The 20249-nt window shown below is 69.2% G+C and carries 21 protein-coding genes and 1 pseudogene; 13 read left to right on the top strand and 9 right to left on the bottom strand.

Translation table 11 applies throughout. The features are described 5' to 3' along the window. Positions 1-62 precede the first annotated feature (62 nt). A complete protein-coding gene (locus E1288_RS17320; protein WP_132486291.1) occupies positions 63-296 on the bottom strand; it encodes a DUF397 domain-containing protein in 234 nt (77 codons plus the stop codon). 241 nt (positions 297-537) lie between these two features. After that, positions 538-1404, bottom strand: a complete 867-nt coding sequence (locus E1288_RS17315; protein ID WP_132486289.1) for a helix-turn-helix domain-containing protein — start codon at positions 1402-1404, stop codon at positions 538-540. Positions 1405-1606: 202 nt separating this feature from the next. On the opposite strand from E1288_RS17315, the gene E1288_RS17310 reads away from it, so the two are divergent. Next, entirely contained in the window at positions 1607-2434 is an 828-nt protein-coding gene (locus tag E1288_RS17310; protein WP_132486287.1) for an SAM-dependent methyltransferase, read from the top strand. Between the two features lie 24 nt (positions 2435-2458). Here E1288_RS17310 and E1288_RS17305 read toward each other — a convergent pair whose 3' ends face one another. Continuing rightward, positions 2459-2950: a hypothetical protein gene (locus E1288_RS17305; protein ID WP_235883618.1), complete on the bottom strand. Its 492-nt coding sequence runs from the start codon at positions 2948-2950 to the stop codon at positions 2459-2461. A 150-nt stretch (positions 2951-3100) separates the two neighbouring features. Between E1288_RS17305 and E1288_RS17300 the strand changes: the two genes are divergently transcribed. From E1288_RS17300 to E1288_RS17275, 6 genes and pseudogenes are all read left to right on the top strand, one after another. Next, the gene (locus tag E1288_RS17300; protein WP_132486283.1) at positions 3101-3778 is read left to right on the top strand and encodes a response regulator transcription factor; all 678 of its coding nucleotides are present in this window, start codon (positions 3101-3103) and stop codon (positions 3776-3778) included. Continuing rightward, positions 3775-5121, top strand: a complete 1347-nt coding sequence (locus tag E1288_RS17295; protein WP_132486281.1) for a sensor histidine kinase — start codon at positions 3775-3777, stop codon at positions 5119-5121. Before E1288_RS17300 ends, E1288_RS17295 begins: the two co-directional genes overlap by 4 nt. 74 nt (positions 5122-5195) lie before the next feature. After that, complete coding sequence (locus E1288_RS17290; RefSeq protein WP_132486279.1) at positions 5196-5990, top strand: exodeoxyribonuclease III; 795 nt, start codon at positions 5196-5198, stop codon at positions 5988-5990. 186 nt (positions 5991-6176) lie between these two features. Beyond that, a complete protein-coding gene (locus E1288_RS17285; protein WP_235883617.1) occupies positions 6177-6521 on the top strand; it encodes a hypothetical protein in 345 nt (114 codons plus the stop codon). A gap of 55 nt (positions 6522-6576) precedes the next feature. Further along, positions 6577-6669 (top strand): annotated as a pseudogene (locus tag E1288_RS48805) (exodeoxyribonuclease III); the annotation flags it as partial. A 156-nt stretch (positions 6670-6825) separates the two neighbouring features. Next, positions 6826-7269: a hypothetical protein gene (locus E1288_RS17275; RefSeq protein ID WP_207954401.1), complete on the top strand. Its 444-nt coding sequence runs from the start codon at positions 6826-6828 to the stop codon at positions 7267-7269. Positions 7270-7449: 180 nt separating this feature from the next. Here the strand turns inward: E1288_RS17275 and E1288_RS17270 are convergent, their stop codons facing one another. The 3 genes from E1288_RS17270 to E1288_RS17260 form a co-directional block, all read right to left on the bottom strand. Next, entirely contained in the window at positions 7450-8790 is a 1341-nt protein-coding gene (locus E1288_RS17270) for a serine/threonine-protein kinase (RefSeq protein WP_132486273.1), read from the bottom strand. A gap of 150 nt (positions 8791-8940) precedes the next feature. Further along, the gene (locus E1288_RS17265; RefSeq protein WP_132486271.1) at positions 8941-9405 is read right to left on the bottom strand and encodes a pyridoxamine 5'-phosphate oxidase family protein; all 465 of its coding nucleotides are present in this window, start codon (positions 9403-9405) and stop codon (positions 8941-8943) included. A 111-nt stretch (positions 9406-9516) separates the two neighbouring features. After that, a complete protein-coding gene (locus tag E1288_RS17260; RefSeq protein WP_132486269.1) occupies positions 9517-9960 on the bottom strand; it encodes an SgcJ/EcaC family oxidoreductase in 444 nt (147 codons plus the stop codon). 122 nt (positions 9961-10082) lie between these two features. Between E1288_RS17260 and E1288_RS17255 the strand changes: the two genes are divergently transcribed. Continuing rightward, on the top strand, positions 10083-10517 hold the full coding sequence (locus tag E1288_RS17255) for an alpha/beta fold hydrolase (RefSeq protein WP_235883616.1): 435 nt from the start codon (positions 10083-10085) through the stop codon (positions 10515-10517). Here E1288_RS17255 and E1288_RS17250 read toward each other — a convergent pair. Beyond that, positions 10502-11077, bottom strand: coding sequence for a dihydrofolate reductase family protein (locus E1288_RS17250; RefSeq protein WP_132486267.1), 576 nt, complete (start codon positions 11075-11077; stop codon positions 10502-10504). The genes E1288_RS17255 and E1288_RS17250 overlap by 16 nt on opposite strands. Before the next feature lie 90 nt (positions 11078-11167). On the opposite strand from E1288_RS17250, the gene E1288_RS17245 reads away from it, so the two are divergent. Next, complete coding sequence (locus E1288_RS17245) at positions 11168-11737, top strand: TetR/AcrR family transcriptional regulator (RefSeq protein WP_132486265.1); 570 nt, start codon at positions 11168-11170, stop codon at positions 11735-11737. Between the two features lie 16 nt (positions 11738-11753). Here the strand turns inward: E1288_RS17245 and E1288_RS17240 are convergent, their stop codons facing one another. Both E1288_RS17240 and E1288_RS17235 read right to left on the bottom strand, forming a co-directional pair. Then, on the bottom strand, positions 11754-12989 hold the full coding sequence (locus E1288_RS17240; RefSeq protein WP_132486263.1) for an NAD(P)/FAD-dependent oxidoreductase: 1236 nt from the start codon (positions 12987-12989) through the stop codon (positions 11754-11756). Positions 12990-13144: 155 nt separating this feature from the next. Next, positions 13145-14608: a S8 family peptidase gene (locus E1288_RS17235; RefSeq protein WP_132486261.1), complete on the bottom strand. Its 1464-nt coding sequence runs from the start codon at positions 14606-14608 to the stop codon at positions 13145-13147. A 260-nt stretch (positions 14609-14868) separates the two neighbouring features. Here E1288_RS17235 and E1288_RS17230 point away from each other — a divergent pair, with 260 nt between their 5' ends. From E1288_RS17230 to yhjD, 4 genes are all read left to right on the top strand, one after another. Then, on the top strand, positions 14869-17397 hold the full coding sequence (locus E1288_RS17230) for a bifunctional FO biosynthesis protein CofGH (RefSeq protein ID WP_235883627.1): 2529 nt from the start codon (positions 14869-14871) through the stop codon (positions 17395-17397). Between the two features lie 278 nt (positions 17398-17675). Beyond that, positions 17676-17894, top strand: coding sequence for a hypothetical protein (locus tag E1288_RS17225; RefSeq protein ID WP_132486258.1), 219 nt, complete (start codon positions 17676-17678; stop codon positions 17892-17894). A 61-nt stretch (positions 17895-17955) separates the two neighbouring features. Beyond that, on the top strand, positions 17956-18999 hold the full coding sequence (trpS, locus tag E1288_RS17220; RefSeq protein ID WP_132486256.1) for a tryptophan--tRNA ligase: 1044 nt from the start codon (positions 17956-17958) through the stop codon (positions 18997-18999). A 62-nt stretch (positions 19000-19061) separates the two neighbouring features. Continuing rightward, a complete protein-coding gene (gene yhjD, locus E1288_RS17215) occupies positions 19062-20084 on the top strand; it encodes an inner membrane protein YhjD (RefSeq protein ID WP_132486254.1) in 1023 nt (340 codons plus the stop codon). Positions 20085-20249 lie beyond the last annotated feature (165 nt).

The raw sequence follows: 20249 nt of genomic DNA, 5'->3' as shown, positions 1-20249 counted from the left end.
CCACCGAGTTTCGTCGTCAAGGGCTTCAACCATGGCTCCGCGCGGAGCGTCGGGACGGCTCGTCAGACGAGGTCGTCGAACTCGCCGTCCTTGGCCCCGTGCAGGAATGCGGCGATCTCATCCCGGCTGTAGACCAGTGCTGGACCCTCGGGGTAGCGCGAGTTTCTGACGGCGATGCCGCCGTCGACCAACGGTGCCAATTCAACGCAGTTGCCCACCGCTCCGCTGTGGCGGCTCTTTCGCCACACCACGTTGGGAAGCTGCTGCGCGGGCATACCGTTCTGGACGTTCGTCATCCGAACCCCACCCTTCCCCGACTAACGCTGCACGATCATCTGCACGTGCAGTTGATCGTGCACCCAAGGTAGCAGGTGCAGATGCACGATTGAATGCACGTGCATCTCAATGAGACGTTGATCACTCGACAGGAGGTATCTTGTTCCCAGTTAAGTGACCCGCGGTCAGTGAATGAGTGCTATGCGCAGTCATCGGCGCACATGGAAGTGCCACCGGGTGCGGATCCCGGTGGCACGTCGATCAGCTGTGCTTCAGGGCCTTGAGCAGCGTCTTGCGGGTCTGCTCCGGCGTCTGCGCGTCGACCGCGAGCCGGTGGCTGACCTTGCTGTAGACCTCGACCTCGTCCGGCTTGTCCAGGTAGAGCGCGCCGCAGAGGTGTTCCAGGTAGACGATGTCCGGCAGCTCCGGCTCAGCGAACCGCAGGATCGTGAACGCGCCCTCCGCGCCCGACCGGCCGAGCTCGAACGGCAGGATCTGCAGCGTTACCGCGGACATCGCCGTCGCATCGAGCAGGAACTGGATCTGCTCGCGCAGCACTTCGCGGCCGCCGATCGGCCGGTGCAGCACCGATTCGTCGATCACCGCCCACAACCGCGGCGCCTTCGGCTGGGTGAACAGCTTCTGGCGCTGCATGCGCAGCCGGACGCGCCGGTCCAGCTCGTCCTCCGGGAACTCCGGACGCCCCTGGGTGGCGACCGCGCGGGCGTACTTCTCGGTCTGCAGCAGGCCGGGCACGAACTGGATCTCGTAAGTCTGGATGCGGGAGGCCGACTCCTCCAGCCCGACGTAGTCCTGGAACCACGAGGGCATCAGGTCGTTGAACCGGTGCCACCAGCCGGGTTCGTTGGACCGGCGGACGAGGTCCAGGAAGGACTCGTGCTCGGACGGGTCCGTCACGCCGTAGAGGGTCAGCAGGTCGGCGACGTCGCGTTCCTTGAAGCCGACGCGGCCGAGCTCCAGGCGGCTGATCTTCGATCCGGACCCGCGGATGGCGTATCCGGCGTCCTCGCGGGAGATTCCGCTCGCCTCGCGCAACCGGCGCAGCTGACTGCCCAGCACGAGACGGCGGGCGGTGGGGCCGCTTCCCGTGGCACTGTCCGGAGCCACGCGGAACCTCCTGTGGGAATGGGCTCTACGACCCACTGTCGCGATCCAGTGGTTGAACGTTACGCGTGGGCATAGTAGTGGAATCCGGCCGCAGGTCGAGCGGCTTACCCGGATTGGCGGTATCTACCCGCACGTACGCTATCGGCCGTTGATCCCCTAACCTGGGGTTGTCGGGGGCGGAAATTCGGGGTTGGGGAGTGGCATGACACGAACCGGCGAAGGGCGCGGGGGCGTGCCGTCTGGCATCGATCCCACGAGGCCGAGCAGTTCGCGCGTCTACGACGCGATCCTCGGCGGCAAGGACAACTACAGCGCCGATCGCGGATTGCGCGACGCGCTCGCCGAAGTCACCCCGGAACCCGGCGCGCTGGCCAAGGACAACCGCGCCTTCCTGCAGCGGGTCACCCGGTACCTGGCCGGAACCGTTGGCATCGACCAGTTCCTGGACTGCGGATCCGGGCTGCCGACGCTGGAGAACACCCACGAGGTGGCGCAGCGGGTCAACTCGGACGCGGCCGTCGTCTACGTCGACAACGATCCGACCGCCATCGTGCACGGCCGCGCCCTGCTCGTGGAGAACGACAGCACGCACTTCGTCGCCGCGGACATCACGGATCCGGATCGCCTGCTCGCCGAGCGGGCCGTCGCCAGGTCGCTGGAGTGGTCCCGGCCGATCGGGCTGTTCCTGTTCAGCACGCTGCACCACATCGCGGACGAGGACGGACCGCAGGAGCTGATGGCGCGCTACATCGACGCGCTGCCGGCCGGTTCCTACGTCGGGATCAGCCACTTCTGCCGCCCCGAGGACGCCGAGGCGGCCCGGCTGGCCGACCTGATGGAGGAGGCGTACCTCGGCGCGATGGGCAGCGGCTGGTTCCGGTCCCGGGAGGAGATCGAGCGCTACTTCGGCGGGCTCGAACTGCTGGCACCGGGACTGGTGCCGGTGGCGACGTGGTGGCCGGACGGGCCGGGGGTGCCGGTGAACGCCTTCCACCGCTTGCTGATCGGCGGCGTCGCCCGCAAACCCTGACCGGTCGCAGGCGCTTTCGGGTCGTCAGTACTCGATGGTCTGGACCGAGGTCGGAGAGTCGTGCCAGGTCGCGATCACGGACGACCCGTGCTGGCCGGCGGTGAACTCCACCCGCAGCCAGCCGGCGGCCTGGTCCCAGGTCTGCACCGTGTAGCCGGGCCGCGGCGTCGCGGAGACCAGCTTCGCGCCGTCGGCGTGCACGGAGAGCACGACCTTGCCGCCCTTGGCGTAGTAGGTGCGCACCTCGCCGGAGTCGGTGGTCCGTGACGGGCTCGGGGTGGGCGTCCGCTCCGGTGCCGGAGCGTCCATTGTGGTCGATGTCGGCTCGGGGCTCGGCTCCGTCGTCGGCGGTGGCGGCGGGGGCGGTGCCGTCGTGGTCGGCTGGACCAGCGGGATCGCGTCGGGCGGCTCGAACATCGCGCCGCGGATGACGTCGCGGACGCCGAGCCAGGACAACGTGACTGCGGCGGTGGTCGCGGCCAACCACACGCCGATGTAGGCGACCGCTCGTTTCATGCGCACGGGTTTACCCGACTGCGGCGCGTAATGCCTCCCTGGGGTGCGGGATTCGGCGGTGCCGAACGCCGGCCACCGCTCGCGGTGCGGCGCGGCCCGCCCGCGGACCGGAAGGCGAAGAACTCTCACAGTCCCCGTATCGTCCCCGCCATGGCTGTGGTTCTGGTTGTTGAGGACGATCCAGTGGTGCGGGCGGCGATGATCAGGGATCTGACCGCGCGGGACTGGGTGGTTCGCAGCGTCGGAACCGCCCTGGCTTCGTTGCGCGAAGTAGCCGAGCACCCACCAGAGGTCATCATCCTCGACCTCGGCCTGCCCGACCTCGACGGCGGCGAGACGCTCAAGATGATCCGCGGCGTCTCCAACGTGCCGACGATCGTGGCGACCGCCCGCGACGACGAGGGCGAGATCGTCCGCCTGCTGCGCGCGGGCGCGGACGACTACATCGTCAAGCCGTTCTCCAGCGAGCACCTCAACGCCCGCATCGAAGCGGTGCTGCGCCGCGCCCGCGGACCGCAACCGGCGCAACTGCTGGAGATCGCCGGGCTGCGCATCGACCTGGGCAGCCGGGTCTCGACGCTGGACGGCGCCGAGCTGGAGCTGACGCGGCGCGAGTTCGACCTGCTGGCCTACCTCGCGGCCCGGCCCGGCCGGGTGGTGCCGCGCCGCGAACTGCTCGCCCAGGTGTGGCGGCAGTCCTACGGCGACGACCAGACCATCGACGTCCACCTGTCCTGGCTGCGGCGCAAGCTCGGCGAGAGCGCCGCCGAACCGCGGTTCCTGCACACCGTGCGGGGCGTCGGCGTGAAGCTCGTGGAACCGGAATGAGGCGCACGATCGTCCTGGTGGCGCTGGCGGTGACCTCGATGGTCGCCCTGGCGTTCCTCATCCCGCTCGGCCTGATGATCAAGGAGATGGCCCGCGACCAGGCGATGTCCGATGCCGAACGGCAAGCCGTCGCGCTGGCACCGGTGCTGGCCACCACGACCGATCACGCGCTGGTCGGCAAGGCCGTCGCCAGCACGCGCGCCGGGCAGTCCGGGCGGGTCGCCGTGTACCTGCCGGACGGCGGTGTGGTGGGCTCGGGCCGGGTCGGTGCCGGCGACGTGCATCTGGCGATGTCCGATGTGCGGACCTCCAGCGTGGAAGTGGCCGGCGGCACGGCGTTCGTGCAGCCGATCGCGCTGGACGGCGGCCGCACCGCGCTGGCCGAGGTGTTCGTGCCCGCCGCGGACCAGACCCGCGGGGTGCTGCGGGCCTGGCTCGTGCTCGGCGCCGTCGGGTTGGTCCTGGTCGTCGGGTCGCTGCTGGTCGCGGACCGGCTGGCGGCCCGCGTCGTGCGCGCGACCACCCGGCTCGCGGAGGCCTCGTCCGCGCTCGGCGCCGGAGACCTCAGCGTCCGGGTGCATCCCAGCGGTCCGCCCGAACTGGTGGAGGCCGGGCGCGCGTTCAACACCATGGCCGACCGGGTCCGCCAGCTGCTCGCCGCCGAGCGCGAGATGGCCGCGGACCTCTCGCACCGCCTGCGCACCCCGCTGACGGCGCTGCGGCTCAACGCGGAGGCGCTGGGCGACGATCAGGCGGCCGAGCAGACCAGGGTCGCCATCGACCGGCTGGAACGCGAGGTGGACCTGGTGATCACCAGCGCCCGCCGGTCCGGGCCCGGCGAGGAAGCCGACTGCGACGTCGCGGAGCTGCTGCGCGAGCGGCTCGGGTTCTGGTCGGCGCTGGCCGAGGACCAGCAGCGGCCGTGGAGCCTGCGCGGCGCGGAGGGCGAGGTCCACGTCCCGGTGCCGAGAGCGGAGCTCGCCGCGTCGGTGGACGCCGTGGTGGGCAACGTCTTCCGGCATACCCCGGAGCGGACCGAGTTCGTGGTGTCGGTGCAGCAGAAGGACGGCGTGGTCGGGGTGATCGTGGAGGACGCCGGGCCCGGGGTGGCGGAGTCCTCCGACGCCGTGCAGCGCGGGCGCAGCAGCGCCGGATCGACCGGACTCGGCCTGGACATCGCCCGCCGGGTCGCCGAGTCCACCGGGGGACGGCTCGCGGTCGACCGCTCCAGCCTCGGCGGCGCCCGGGTGTGCATGTGGCTGTGGCAGCGCCCGGCGGCGCCGAAGCCCACCCGCCGCCGCGACCGCCGCCGACGCACCCGCGAAGCGTTCTGGCTGGCCTGACGGACGAAGATCGTTCCGCCGGGGCGGGTGACCGGGCGGGTTGATCGTCGGTGCCGGTGGTTACCCTCGCTGGCGTGCTGACTGTGTCGACCGTGAACGTCAACGGCCTGCGCGCCGCCGCGAAGAAGGGTTTCGTGGAGTGGCTCGCCGCCACCCGAGCCGACGTGATCTGCCTGCAGGAGACCCGCGCGGAGCCCGAACAGCTCGCGCCGGAGGTCCGGGAACCGGCCGGCTGGCACACCGTGCTGGCCCCGAGCTCGGCGAAGGGCCGCGCCGGGGTGGCGATCTACAGCCGCGCGGAACCGGAGGCGGTTCGCATCGGCTTCGGCTCGGCGGAGTTCGACGAGAGCGGCCGCTACGCGGAGATCGACCTGCCGGGCCTCGTGGTCGCGAGCCTGTACCTGCCCAGCGGCGACGTCGGCACCCCGCGCCAGGACGAGAAGGAACGCTTCATGAAGGAGTTCCGCGCGTACCTGGACGACCTGCGCGAACGAGCCGCGGCGGAGGGCCGGGAGGTGCTGGTCTGCGGCGACTGGAACATCGCGCACCAGCAGATCGACCTGAAGAACTGGAAGGCGAACCAGAAGGAAGCGGGCTTCCTCCCGGAGGAGCGGGCCTGGCTGACGGAGCTCTTCGAGAGCGGCTACGAGGACGTGGTCCGGAACCTCCACCCGGAAGGCCCGGGCCCGTACTCCTGGTGGTCCTACCGAGGCAAGGCCTTCGACAACGACTCGGGCTGGCGGATCGACTACGTCGTCAGTTCGCCCGACCTGGCAAGCCGCTGCACGGATGCGTACGTGGAGAGGGCCGGGAGCTACGACCAGCGCTGGAGTGACCACGCCCCGGTAACCGCCGTGTTCGATCGTTAGCGTCAACCGGGCCCACCTGGTGCGACGTGCACCGGAGCGACCGTGACCAGCCAGGTTGGTCGAACGCGCCGGATCGAGTCCGTGCCGGATCTGGTGCGTCGTCGGGGTTGACTTCGCGTTTGGTCGAAGTTCGACACTGGAGCCATGCTGTCACCACTAGAAGGTCCGATCCTTTTCCGCAACACCATGCAGATCGCAGACGGCCACTTGGAGGGATTCAGGCTCGCCGTGCGGCAGGCGGTCGAGTTCGTCGAAGAGCACGGCCCGCAGCTGATGGTGGACGTGTTCATCGATGAGGAGCACATGGTGGCCTACAGCTACCAGCTCTACCGCGACTCGGATGCGATCTTGACGCACTGGCAGATGTCGGATCCTTACATCCGCGGAGTGATGGAACACTGCACTGTGCGGCAGTTCGACGTTTATGGCCAGCCCGATGAAGCGGTGCTGGAGGGGGTTCGATCGATGGCCAACGAGGGAATCCCGTTGACGATCAACCCGCGTTTCGTGGGTTTCGCCCGCTTCACGTAGGAAAGCCACGACTCCTATCGGGCGATGTCGTCCGGGATGGGCAGTTGAGCGATCCAGCCGCTGCACGGATGCGTACGTGGAGAGGGCCGAGAGCTACGACCAGCGCTGGTCGGATCATGCTCCGGTCACCGCGGTGTTCGACGTCTGAGCCGAGAAGGCACCTACTTGATCGTTGTAGGTGTCTTACTCTCTTCGCGTGACAGCGCCTCAAGATCCTTGGTCGCAGCAGCAGCAGTCCCAGCCGGCGGATTACCAACAGCTTCCGCCGCAGCAGCAGTTCGGCCGACCGAAAGCGCCCGGGACGGTGACGTTCGCGACCTTGATCGGCATCGTGGTGCCGGCCCTCTCGGCGGTGCTGACCATCATCAGCTTCGTGGTCGTCGCGCTGCAAGTCATCAGATACCTCGATACCTGGCAAGGCCCGCTCATCTTCAACGTGGTCAACACGTTGGGCACCCTCGCTCTCGCCGCGCTGTGGGTGATCTTCGCGCTCCGGATGCGCGTCGGCCGGAACTGGGCTCGGACCACACTCGCGATCCTCGCCGTGGTCTGGCTGCTCTACGGCCTTTTCGGCATCAGTCAGATGCTCATCTCCGTCGATTTCCAGCTGGGGGCTCTCGCCGGCCAGCCGGGCGCGATCATCGCCAGCGTCGAGTTGTCGATGGTGCTGGTTGCGATGCCGCTGTTCCTCGTCTTGGTGTTCCTCAAGCCCTCGAACCAGTACTTCAAAGCCGCAAGCAGTCGATGAGCGTTCTGTACCGGCGGATTGCCTTGGTGCCTCCGCCGATCGGCGCTGATCTCGGCCGACGTAGCGGTACTCCCGGTCGCTGAACAGCTCATAGCACCACACGAGGTCGGGTTACCCGTCCTTGTCCCAGAAACGTGGCATGCCAGCGGAGGCTAGAGGGCCTACCACCAGCGCCGTCGGTTACGGTTGTGTTCGACTTCTGATCGTTTCGCGTGGACCCGGACGTTGCGATTTCCAGGACTCCCAGGCCAGTCCGATCGCTATGAGGACGACGATGGTGACCAGGACCAGCGACGCCGTCGCGGACTCCTGTCCGGAGAGCTCCGCCGTGTTCCGGAAGATCTCTCCGGCGCCGTTGAATGCGAAAGCTGCGGCACCGCAACCGAAGACGAGCCCGGCAACAGCGACGACGACGGTGACGGTCTTGCCGATGCCCGTCGGCAGGAATCGAACGAGACCGGCGCACAGCAAGCCGACGATGACGACATCGGCAACGGCGACGCTCAATATGGCGACGCTGTGCAAGTCATTGTCCCCGTAGCTCTCGAAGTACCCCCAAGTGCGGCCGGCATCGGGGAGCCCGGCGGTACCGAGTGCGGTGATGATCGCCATCAGCGCGGCAACGCCTTTGGGCTGCCACCTCTTCGGCTTTTCGCGCGTGGGGAGGATCTTGGTGCCACGTTGCACGTGGATCTTGGTGGCGGGCTGCTCACCTGTCATGGTCAGCGCTTCGGCGACCGTCGGCCTGCGATCCGGGTCCTTGTCCAGGAGCCGGGTGATGAGCTCCGTGAGCGGTCTGGTTCGTCGCGGCGCCGGGACCTCCTCCAGCAGTACCGCGGCCAGCGTCGCTTCCTGGGTATCGCGCCGGAACGGCGAGACGCCTTCGACAGCCTGGTAGAGGGTCACGCCGAGGGAGAACAGATCGCTCGCGGGAAGTCCGTCGGTGCCGCGCAACCGCTCGGGCGCCGTGTACTCCGCCGAGCCGATGAACATCCCGGTGGCGGTCAGCGCGGTGTCGGTGTGGTGGATCGCGGTCCCGAAGTCGGTGAGCAGGACCTTCCCGTCCTCGGCGAGCATGACGTTGGCCGGTTTGATGTCGCGGTGCACAACACCTTCCCGGTGTGCTGCGCCCATCGCCGTCAGCAGCGCAATAGCCACTTCGGCTGCCCTATCCGCCGGAAGCGGCCCGTGCTGCTCGATGTGCTCGCTCAGCGAGCAGCCGTCGACCAGCTCCATGACGATCCAGGGAAGGCCGTCCTCGACGACGACATCGTGGATCGCGACGATGCCGTCGTGCTTGCGCAACCGGGCGGCGTTGCGGGCCTCGCGAGTGGCACGCGCTAGCCGCTCGGCCCGTTCGGTTTCCGGCATTCCTGGCGGCAGCTGCATTTCCTTGATCGCAACGTCGACGTCGAGGGTCTCGTCGCGGGCCCGCCAGACCCGCCCGAAACCACCGGACCCCAGTTCGGCGGCCAGCCGGTAGCGCCCGCCGACCACGTCACCGGACCGCCTCGAAGTCATGACCACCCCGCCCGCCTCGCCAGCACGACAGTTGATCACGGTACCCCGGCCGGCATGAGCATTTCGCCCGTTCGCACGACCTGGCCGGAACGCGAGGGCGGCCGGTCGACCTCGGCGAGTCGACTTGTCCGAGGACGTTTCGCCGACCCGTCAACGCGTAGGGGCTGACCATCGGCGCAGGTGGGGTTTCTCTGCGCCCTCGCCGTAGGTTCCGGCCAACACGCTGCTGATCAGCAGTTCGAAGCGGATGTAGCGGTCCTGCGCCGGGAATCCTCCTGGCGCCAGCTCTTTTCCAAGAGCATCGTCGTTGACGCGCCGAGCGATGCCTCGCAAGGAGAATTCGCCGCCGGTGCCGTGGTCGTCGTCGACCGTCGCGTGCAGGGCGAAGCGGGGATCACGCGCCAGGTCCGCACCCTTGGGCGAGGTTGGGTACATGTAGAGGACGAGGTTCCCGCGAACTACCTTCGGACTGACCGGATGCACTCGCGCCGAACCGTCGCGTCGCACGGTCCCGAGGTTGCAGGGACCTGCCTGCAGGCGCTGCCGTCCGAAATCGCCGAGTTCCGGCGCGGCTGCCTCGAACTCCCGCCACCGGACCGCCTGAACTGTTCCCATCCTGGGTTTCCTTCCCACGTTCGATTCTCCACGTGTGCCGGTGTCGATTCGCGCGAAATCGACCAGCCCGTGGGGACAGCCGAGTCGGTGCCGTCCCGAGGCGCCGACCGATCAAGACTGCGTGAGGGTGTTCTGGCGGGCCGCGATCCACCAGCGGTTCTGTTCCTTGACCAGGACGTAGAGGGCGATCATCGCCGGGGCGACGTCGATCAGCTCGCCATCGGCCTTGGTGGCCCACGCGTTCTTGTGCGCGATGGCGACGTCGGGGCGGAGGAAGAAGATGTCGCCGACCTCGTAGCGCGCGTGCTCGTCGCGCAGGAATCCGGCCAGGCCCTTGCGGTTGGCTTCGAGCAGGGTGTCCCGGCCGGACATCAGCATCCCGACCGCGTTGACGACCGATGCGTTCTGGGCGAAGTGAGCGGTCAGCAACTCGGGATCGTTGGTGTTGAAGGCGGTTTCGACGTCGGCGATCAGCTGCTCGATCGCGACGATGTCCCGCTCGTGGTCGGTGGTGGTGTCCTCGATGACGGGAGGCTGCGTGGCGTTAGCGGTCATGGACAAGAGCTTGAAACCTCCATAGAACTAGAGGTCCATGCCATTGTGCTGATCGTCACCGCCACCGGCTTTCGCGGACTACCACGCCCGATCGGGCACAATCGCGCCGAGGGGAGGCGATCGTGAACGAGTCGATCGAAGCGAGGCGGTTCGAAGACGTTGTGCCGGTTCCAGGTGGGGGAGTCGTGTGGGCTGAGCGCGCCGGCTCGGGCACTCCCGTTGTGCTCTTGCACGGCGGCGGGATGGACAGTCGGCTGTGGGATTCGGTCTTTCCCGCGTTGGCAAGGCGGCACACCGCTATTCGTTTCGACGCCCGCGGTCTCGGCCGGTCGTCGTTGCCGGCGGAACTCTACTGGGACGTGGCCGATCTGCTGGCCGCGCTCGACCACTTCGGCATCGAACGCGCGGCGCTGGTCGGGTTGAGCCTGGGCGGCGAGACGTCGCTGGACTTCGCGCTCGCCGGTCGTTGGGGTGACCGGTTCCGCTCACGACGGTCGGCTGCTCGTGGTTGGGAGCGTCCGTCTGGGGCAGCCCTTCCCGGTCAGCGCTTGGTGTAGGTCAGGTGGATCACGCCGCTGTCGAACACCTTGGTTTCGGCCAGGTCGAACAGCTCGGGGGAGAATTCCCTGCTGAACAGCGGGGTTCCGGAGCCGGCGACGATCGGGTGGAGCTTGATCACCAGTTCGTTGATCTCCGGGCGCAGGGCCTCCGCCAGCTTTCCGCCGCCGCAGAGCCAGATCCCCATGCCCTCTTCCCGCTTCAGCTCCCGCACTCGCTCGATCGGGTCGGTGGCGACGAATTCCACCGTGGGATCCGGGCTTTCCGCGACGCTGCGGGAGAACACGATGTTGCGGCGCATGTGCTGGTAGGCGTTCGTCATCCCGTCCTGCACGCCGACGTCCCAGGTGCTGCGGCCCTGCAGGACGGTGTCGAAGTGCTTGTTCGGCGCGTCGGCGAGGCCGATCAGCGGGCGGATGTGGGTCGGCATGATCTCCGGGTATTCGGCCCGGATGAAGTCGCCGTGGTCGCCTTCGTGCAGGAAGAAGTCCGGCTTGCCGTCGGGGCCGGTGATGAAGCCGTCGATGGTCGCCGCGATCAGGTAGGTCAGCTTTCGCACGATGCCTCCAATGAGAACCACTGTAACTACAGTGCTTTAAATTTAGTACTATGACTGTAGTGATTGCAAGCGGGTTGCTCAGGAGGAGCGATGGTGCAGAACACCGCGAGGCGAACGGCGCTGGTCGACGCGGCGGTCGAGGTGCTGGCGCGGGACGGCGCGCGCGGCCTGACCTTCCGCGCCGTCGACGTCGAGGCCGGCGTGCCGAAGGGGACGGCGTCGAACTACTTCGCCAACCGCGCGGACCTGCTCGACCAGGTCGGTGCGCACATCCACCGGCGGATGACCCTCGATCCGGGGCAGTACGACCTCGACCGCCCGCCGTCGCCGGATCTGCTCACCGAGGTGATGCGCGCGCTGTTCCACCACATCTCGGACGACCGCACCGGCTGGCTCGCCCTGCTGGAACTCCGCCTGGAGGCGATCCGGCGCCCCGAGCTCCAGGAGGCGCTGACCGAAACGCTGCGCGCCAACCTGACCGCGAACATCGAGGGCCGTCGCGAATCCGGGTTCCCCGGCGACGACACGTCGACGATGCTGCTCTACTACGCGATGACCGGCGTGATCCTGGAGCACCTGACGGTGCCCGACGTCCTGGCGCGGTTCGACGTGGACGACCTGATCGCCGCGTTCGTGCACCGCTCCGTCGCGGAGTCGTGATCCGGCGGCGCGAGGTTCAGCGGGCGATGAGCTCGTTGAGCGGCGTGTCCGGGTCGGCGAGCGCGTTCGGGTCGATCGTCGTTCCCGAGGTGATCAGGGTCTTGATCTGGTCCTGGACGTCCCAGATGTTGACGTTCATGCCCGCCAGGACCCGGCCGCCGGCCAGCCAGAACGCGATGAACTCGCGGGCCGCCACGTCGCCGCGGAACACCACCTGGTCGTAGCCGCCCGGGTCGGCGTGGCCGAGGTACTCCATGCCCAGGTCGTACTGGTCGGTGAAGAAGTAGGGCAGTTCCGCGTACTTGCCGTCGCGCCCCAGCATCGACGCCGCCGCGGTGGCCGGCTGGTTGAGCGCGTTCGCCCAGTGCTCCACGCGGATCTGCTTGCCCAGCAACGGGTTGAACGCGTTCGCCACGTCGCCCGCCGCGACGATGTTCGGGTCACCGGTGCGCAGCGAGGCGTCGACCAGGATGCCGTTGTCGACCCGCAGGCCCGCATCCCTCGCGAGCGCGACCTCCGGCTCCACGCCGACCGCGACCAGCACCGCCCCGGCCGGGACTTCGGCGCCGTCCGTCAGCCGGACCCCGGCCGCGCGGTCGCCGTCGACCAGGATCTCGCTGACCGCGGTGCCGAACCGGAAGTCCACGCCGTGGTCCCGGTGCAGCGCCGCGAAGACCTCGGCCACCTCCGGCCCGAGCACCCGCAGCAGCGGCAGCTCCGTCGTCTCGACGACGGTCACGGCCACGCCCGCTTCGCGTGCGGCGGCGGTGACTTCGAGACCGATCCAGCCCGCGCCGACCACCACGAGCCGCTCGATGCCCGCCAGGGTCCGCTTGATCCGGTCGGAATCCTCGACCCGCCGCAGGTACAGGACGCCCTCGGCGTCGATGCCGGGCACCGGCAGCGAACGGGGGTTGGCCCCGGTCGCGATCAGCAGCTTGTCGAAGTCGAGGCGTCCGCCGTCGGTGAGCTCCACCTGCCGCAGCGCCCGGTCGATGCGCCGCACCGACACCTCCAGCTGCAGATCCACCCGGTTGTCGGCGTACCAGGACTCGTCGTGCACGTACGCGCTGTCGAACCCTTCGTTGCCCATCAGGTACGCCTTGGACAGCGGCGGGCGCTCGTACGGGCGGTGCGGTTCGTCGCCGAGCAGGGCGATGCGCCCGTCGAATCCCAGATCGCGCAGCGCCTGCGCGCCCTTGGCCCCGGCCATGCCGGCACCGACGATCACGAAGGTCTCCGAATCAGCCACGACAGCGCCTCACTCCCGAGCGACAACCCTCCGGACCGCCAGCGTCCTGCCGTCAACTCGCCCAGGCAACCCCAGATCGTGCGAAATGCGGCAACGCGAAGGGCGCCTCCGACCGGATCGGCCGAAGGCGCCCTTCGGGTGTCACCCTTTGCGGCTTACTTCTGGACGGCGTCCAGGGCGTCGATGAGGCCCGCGCCGTAGAAACCGGCGCCGCTCTTGCCGCCCGAGCACACCGCGTCCGGCTTGCCGTCGCCGTCCGGGTCGTAGCTGGTCGGGCACTCCAGGGCGTCCGCCTGGTTGGTCAGCGCGCCGGCCACCTGCTGGGCGTTCCACTCCTGGTGGGTGCTGCGCAGCAGCGCGACCACGCCGGCCGCGTGCGGCCCGGCCATCGAGGTGCCCTGCATCCAGCCCCAGCCGCCGCCGGGCACAGTGGACAGCACGCGACCGTTCTGCGACGGCGTCTGCGGGATCTGGTTCTTGTCGCCGCCCGGGGCGGTGACCGTGATCGAACCCAGTCCGTAGTTGGAGTAGTACGACTTCACCGCGTCCGAGCCCACCGCGGACACCGAGACCACGCCCGGCAGCTCACCGGGCAGGACGTGGCACTCGTGCCCGGTCTTGCGGTCCTGGGTCGGCCCGCCGTTGTTCGGGCTGTTGGTGTCGCGGATCGGCTTGGACAGGTCCCAGTTGCTGTTGCCCGCCGAGACCACGTTCACGACGTCCTTGCCCTGCGCGTACGCGACGGCGCGGCGCACCGCTTCGGCCGCGGCCTTCTGGTCCGGGTCGCTGTCGCACCACAGGTACCAGGGGTCGACGAAGTAGGAGTTGTTGGTGACGTCGAAGCCGTGCTCGGCGGCCCAGATGAAGCCGCAGACCGCGTATTCGGGGTAGATGAAGCCGCCGTCGTCGATGACCCGCACCGAGGCCAGCGTCACGTTCGGGGCGACACCCGCGATGCCGACGCCGTTGCGCGCGGCGGCGATGGTGCCCGCGGTGTGGGTGCCGTGGTCCTGCGTCGGGTCCTGCGGCTGCCAGGCCTCCTGCCTGGTGTCCGGGACGCCCTCGTTCACGCAGCTCACCGACTTGGTGACGTCCAGGTTCGGCTTCAGGTCCGGGTGCGTCGGGTCGATGCCGTAGTCCAGCACGCCGACCGTGATGTCCTTGCTGCCCTGGGAGACCGCGCTGGCCTGCTCGGCCTTGATCTGCCGCATGTCCCACTGCTCGGGCTCCAGCGGCTCCTCGCCGGGAACGGCGGCGAAGGGGATGGCGCCGACCGTGCCCTCCAGCGCCTCCAGCCGCTGCGACTGCGCGGGCGGCAGCTGCTCGGCGAGGTTTCGGCTGGCACCGGCCTGTTCCACGGCCGGCTGGGTGCGAACTGCGGCGGCGAACCCGGGATCCGTCGAGGTCGCGACGATCACGCCGATCTGGGGCCAGCTCTGTACGACGGTTCCGCCGACCGCGCGGACCGATTCCTCGGTCTGCTGCAGGCCGTCGCCGGTCGGGCCGAGCACGACGAAGTGAACCGGCGCGGCGGTGGCCGCGGGCGCGGATTCGGCTGCGCCGACGATGCCTGCGGGTACCAGCAACGCCAGCGCGAGCGCCGAGCCGGCGATGCGCATCGCCCGGCCGCTCCTTCTAGTGCGTGACACGTGTCCCTCCTATGGAGACAGAGTGTGATTCACCCAGTGGTATTCGTCGGATTTTGCGCCTGATTCGGTGAGTACCGGTAGGGCAGAACGGAGTAATTCAATAGCCGATAGTGAGGTGTGTGGCACGTCTACGACGGTTGGGTGGTGCGTGCTCGGAGACTTAGAGTCGGCTGGTGTCCGTTGCAGATCTGGAACTTGCCCCGCCGGAACCCACTCCGAGCGCCTCGGCGATGCGCCGCGCGCTCCGCCGCGCCACGGACGGCGTTTCGCTGGACGCCGCCGAAGCCGCGGTCCTGCTGCACGCCCGCGGCGATGACCTCGAAAGACTGCTGGCGGCGGCCGGTCGCGCGCGGGACGCGCACCTGGTGGCCGAGGGACACGAAGGCGTGGTCACCTACAGCCGCAACGTGTTCATCCCGTTGACCCGGCTTTGCCGGGATCGTTGCCATTACTGCACGTTCGCCACCGTTCCGCACCGCGTGGAGTCCGCCTACCTGGAACGCGACGAGGTGCTGGAGATCGCCCGCCAGGGCGCGGCGGCGGGGTGCAAGGAGGCCCTGTTCACCCTGGGAGACCGGCCCGAGGAGCGCTGGCCCGCAGCCCGGGAGTGGCTGGAGGTGCGCGGTTACTCCTCCACAGTGGACTACGTGCGGGCCTGTGCCATCGCGGTGCTGGAGGAGACCGGCCTGCTGCCGCACCTGAACCCCGGCGTGCTCAGCTGGTCGGAGCTGACCAGGCTCAAACCGGTCGCGGCGAGCATGGGCATGATGCTGGAGACCACGTCAGAGCGGTTGTGGCGGGAGAAGGGCGGCCCGCACTTCGGCAGCCCGGACAAGGAGCCCGCCGTCCGGCTGCGGGTGCTGGCCGACGCCGGCCGCGTCGCGGTGCCGTTCACCAGCGGAATCCTCATCGGAATCGGTGAAACCCGCGCCGAGCGCGCCGAGTCGCTGCTCGCGCTGCGCGGCGTCGCCCGCCAGTACGGGCACGTCCAGGAAATCATCGTGCAGAACTTCCGGGCCAAGCCGGACACCGCGATGCGCGGCATGCCCGACGCCGACCTGCAGGACCTGGCCGCCACCATCGCGGTCGCGCGGCTGCTGATGCCCTCCGGGGTGAGCGTGCAGGCGCCGCCGAACCTCATCGGCGACGAGCAGCTGCTGATGCTGCGCGCCGGGATCGACGACTGGGGCGGGGTTTCGCCGGTGACGCCGGACCACGTCAACCCGGAACGGCCGTGGCCGGAGATCGACGAGCTCGCCGCGAAGACCCGCGAGGGCGGTTTCGAGATGCGCGAGCGCCTCACCGCCTACCCGCGCTACGTGCGCGCCGGGCTGGCCGGGGACAGCACCCAGTGGCTGGACCTGCGGGTGGCCGGTCACGTCGCGGCGCTGTCCGATTCGGACGGTTTCGCCGCCGCGGACGCCGCACCGGTCGGCCGGGAGTGGCAGGAGCCGGACGGCGGGTTCGAGTCCATCGGCCGCACCGACCTGCACCGCAGCATCGACACGACCGGTCGCACGGACGATCGCCGCGGCGACTTCGACACGGTCTACGGCGACTGGGACGAGCTGCGCAGGCAGCTGCCCGCCGACGCGGCACCGGAGCGGCTGGACGCCGACGTGCGCGAGGGCCTGCGGCTGGCCGAGGCCGATCCCGCCGCGCTGCTCGACGAGAGCCGCACCGCCGCCGCGATGGCCTTGATGACCTGCGACGGAGCCGCGATGGACGCGCTCGCCGGGATCGCCGACGGGCTGCGCCGGGACGTCGTGGGCGACGACATCACCTACGTCGTCAACCGCAACATCAACTTCTCGAACATCTGCTACGTCGGCTGCCGCTTCTGCGCCTTCGCGCAGCGCGAGCGCGACGCCGACGCCTACCGGCTCTCGCCGGAGGAGGTCGCCGACCGGGCCGACGAGGCGTGGCGGGCCGGGGCGACCGAGATCTGCATGCAGGGCGGCATCGACCCGCGGCTGCCGGTGTCCGGCTACGCCGACCTGGTGCGCGCGATCAAGCAGCGGGTTCCCGAGATGCACGTCCACGCGTTCAGCCCGATGGAGATCGTCAGTGCCGCGGCGAAGGCCGGGGCGAGCATCGCCGACTGGCTCGCCGAGCTGAAGGAGGCCGGGCTGGGCAGCATTCCCGGCACCGCGGCGGAGATCCTCGACGACGAGGTGCGCTGGGTGCTGACCAAGGGCAAGCTGCCCGCCGCCGAGTGGATCGAGGTCGTCAGCACCGCGCACCGGCTGGGCATCCCGTCCTCGTCGACGATGATGTACGGCCACGTCGACACCCCGGAGCACTGGCTCGGCCACCTCCGAACCCTGGCCGGCGTGCAGGACGCCGCGGCCGAGCACGGCAACGCCGGGTTCACCGAGTTCGTCCCGCTGCCGTTCGTGCACCGCAACGCGCCGATCTACCTCGCCGGGCTGGCGCGCCCGGGCCCGACCCGCCGCGACAACCGCGCGGTGCACGCGATGGCGCGCATCCTGCTGCACGGCCGGATCGACAACGTCCAGTGCTCGTGGGTGAAGCTCGGCGACGAAGGCACGTCGGAGGTGCTCAACGGCGGTGCCAATGACGTCGGCGGAACGCTGATGGAGGAGACCATCAGCCGGATGGCCGGCTCCGAGCACGGCTCGGAGCGCAGCGTCGAGGAGCTGCACGAACTGGCCGCGCGGGCGGGCCGCTCGGCGCGGCAGCGCAGCACCACTTACGAGCGAGGCGGCCGGGTCCAGCTGGGCATCAGCCCGGCATAACTCGATTCGGTGTGTCGTAGAACACAGGTGAATTTTCGGCCGGGGTCGCCCCTCGGGATGATCCCGGCCGCTGGCCTGCGCGATTTCATGATCGGCGGACCCGGCGACAGCGGCCACAGGCCGGAAAATATGATCATTGCGTCGTGGCCGGTTTACGCAAAGCGACCACGCTGGCAATGAGTGGTCGGTACGGTCCGCCACCGAACTCAGACGAGTGCTGACCTGATCGGGTCAACTGTCGCAGGGAGGGCACGCCCGTGCGTAGCCGAATATCTCGCGTGGCAACGCGAGCCTCCGTGCTTGGTGCCGCGGCCGCCGCCGCGCTCCTGGCGACCGCCGGCGCCGCTGCCGCCGAGTCGACCGCTCAAGCGGCCGGCCCCCTGGATTCGCTGAGCGCCCCGGTCGGCCTCACCGCCGTCGGGCTCGGGGTGGTCGGGATGGTCGCGGGCATGTTCCGGAAGAAGAAGATCCAACCGGAGAACCAGCGCAAGAGCTGACCCGCCGGAGAACCGGAGAGGTCGCTCCCACCAGCTTCGCGGGGCTTGCGAGAATCACCACGTGAGCAGCGACAGCCCCGCAACCCAGACCGGCGACCAGCCCGCGGCGCGGCCGCGCGTGCTGTCCGGCATCCAGCCCACCGCCGACTCGTTCCACCTCGGCAACTACCTGGGTGCCCTGCGGGAATGGGTCACCATGCAGGATGACCACGACGCCTTCTACTGCGTCGTCGACCTGCACGCCATCACCGTCGCGCAGGAGCCGGAGCTGCTGCGCCAGCGCACCCGGCTGTCCGCCGCGCAACTGCTCGCCATCGGCATCGATCCCGAGCGGTCGACGCTGTTCGTGCAGAGCCACGTCCCCGAGCACGCCCAGCTCAGCTGGGTCCTGGAATGCCTGACCGGATTCGGCGAGGCCGGCCGGATGACGCAGTTCAAGGACAAGTCCGCCCGCCAGGAAGCCGACCACGTCAGCGTCGGGCTGTTCACCTACCCGGTGCTGCAGGCCGCGGACATCCTGCTCTACCAGGCCGACGCGGTCCCGGTCGGCGAGGACCAGCGCCAGCACCTGGAGCTCACGCGCAACCTGGCGCAGCGGTTCAACTCCCGCTACGGCAAGACCTTCACGGTGCCGGCCGCGCACATCCCGAAGGACACCGCCAAGATCTACGACCTGCAGGACCCGACCTCGAAGATGAGCAAGTCGGTGCCCGCCGGGGTCGTCGAGCTGCTGGAGTCGCCGAAGCGCTCGGCGAAGAAGATCCGCTCCGCGGTCACCGACCTGGAGCGGGAGATCCGCTACGACGTCGAGAACAAGCCGGGCATCAGCAACCTGCTGGTGATCTACTCGGCGCTCACCGGCCGCAGCATCGCCGACCTGGAGGCCGCCTACGAGGGCAAGGGCTACGGCGACCTGAAGAAGGAGCTCGGCGAGGTCGTGGTCGAGTTCGTCACCCCGTTCCAGGAGCGGGTCCGCGAGTACCTCGACGACCCGACCGAGCTGGACAAGGTCCTGCACCGGGGTGCCGAGCGGGCGCGGGCGGTGTCCGCGGAGACGCTGCGGACGGTGTTCGATCGGGTGGGCTTCCTTCCGCCGATGGGCTGAACTGATCATCCACGGGTAGCCTGCCACCGTTCGGGGGATGCCGTTGCGGCGGGAGGCGCACCGTGGCCGGTCAGGAGCAGGAAGCGAAGCCGGGACGACTGGCGCTGCTGCGCCGCCGCCACGAGTGGCTGGACCGGATCATCCGCGCGTTCGAGCGCTACCAGAGCCAGTACGGCGACTACTACGCCGCCGCGATCACCTATTTCAGCGTGCTCGCGATGGTGCCGCTGCTGATGATCGCCTTCGCCGTGGCCGGTTTCGTGCTGAGCGGGAACCCGGAGCTGCTGGGCAGGCTGCAGACGTCGATCACCACGGCGGTGCCCAGCCCGGCGATGAGCGACATGCTCAACCGCGTCGTCGAGCAGGCGATCAGCCAGGCCGGAACCGTCGGCGTGATCGGCCTGCTCGCCGCGCTGTACTCGGGGCTCGGCTGGATGACGAACCTGCGGGAGGCGCTGACCGCGCAGTGGACGCAGGAGCCCATCAAGCAGTCGATGGTCCGGCGGATGGCCGCCGACCTGGGATCGCTGATCGGGCTCGGCGCGGCGATGGCCGTCTCGCTGGGCATCAGCGCCCTCGGCGGCGGGGTCGGGCGGTGGTTTTTCGAGCTGGTCGGGATCGAGGACAGCCCGGCCGCGGTGCTCGTGCTGCGAGTGCTGTCGATCCTGCTGTCGCTGCTGGCGACCTGGCTGGTGTTCCTGTGGGTGCTGGCGCGGCTGCCGCGAAAGCCGGTCACGCTGCGCAGCGCGGTGTGGGGTGCACTGTTCGCCGCCGTCGGGTTCGAGATCCTCAAGCAGGTCGGCGTGGTCTACCTGAACAGCGTCACCAGCTCGCCGGCGGGCGTGGCGTTCGGCCCGATCCTCGGTCTGCTGGTGTTCGCGAACCTGACCTCGCGGTTCATCCTGTTCGTGACGGCGTGGACGGCATCGGCCCGGGAGAACCTGGAGGTGGCGCCGCCGCAGCCGCCGGGCCCGGCGATCATCCGCCCGGTCGTCCAGGTGCGGGAGCGGGCGGGCGTGCGCGCCACGATGGGCCTGGTGGGTCTCGGAGCCGTCGCCGGCTGGGCCTGGCGCCGCAAGCGCTGACCGCCGCAATTTCAATGGAAATCAGAGGTCCGATTTCCATTGAGGTGATCTCAGTGGATTCGGCCGTGTTCGTGGTGGGTGAGGGTGAGGGCGGCTTGGACGATGGCGGTGATTTTGCGTGGGCTGGCGGTGATGTGTTGCAGGGTGCGCCAGCGTTGGGTGAGG

This window comes from Saccharopolyspora elongata, assembly GCF_004348985.1.
Classification (GTDB): Bacteria; Actinomycetota; Actinomycetes; order Mycobacteriales; family Pseudonocardiaceae; genus Saccharopolyspora; species Saccharopolyspora elongata.
This window is presented reverse-complemented; position numbering and strand designations above follow the sequence as displayed.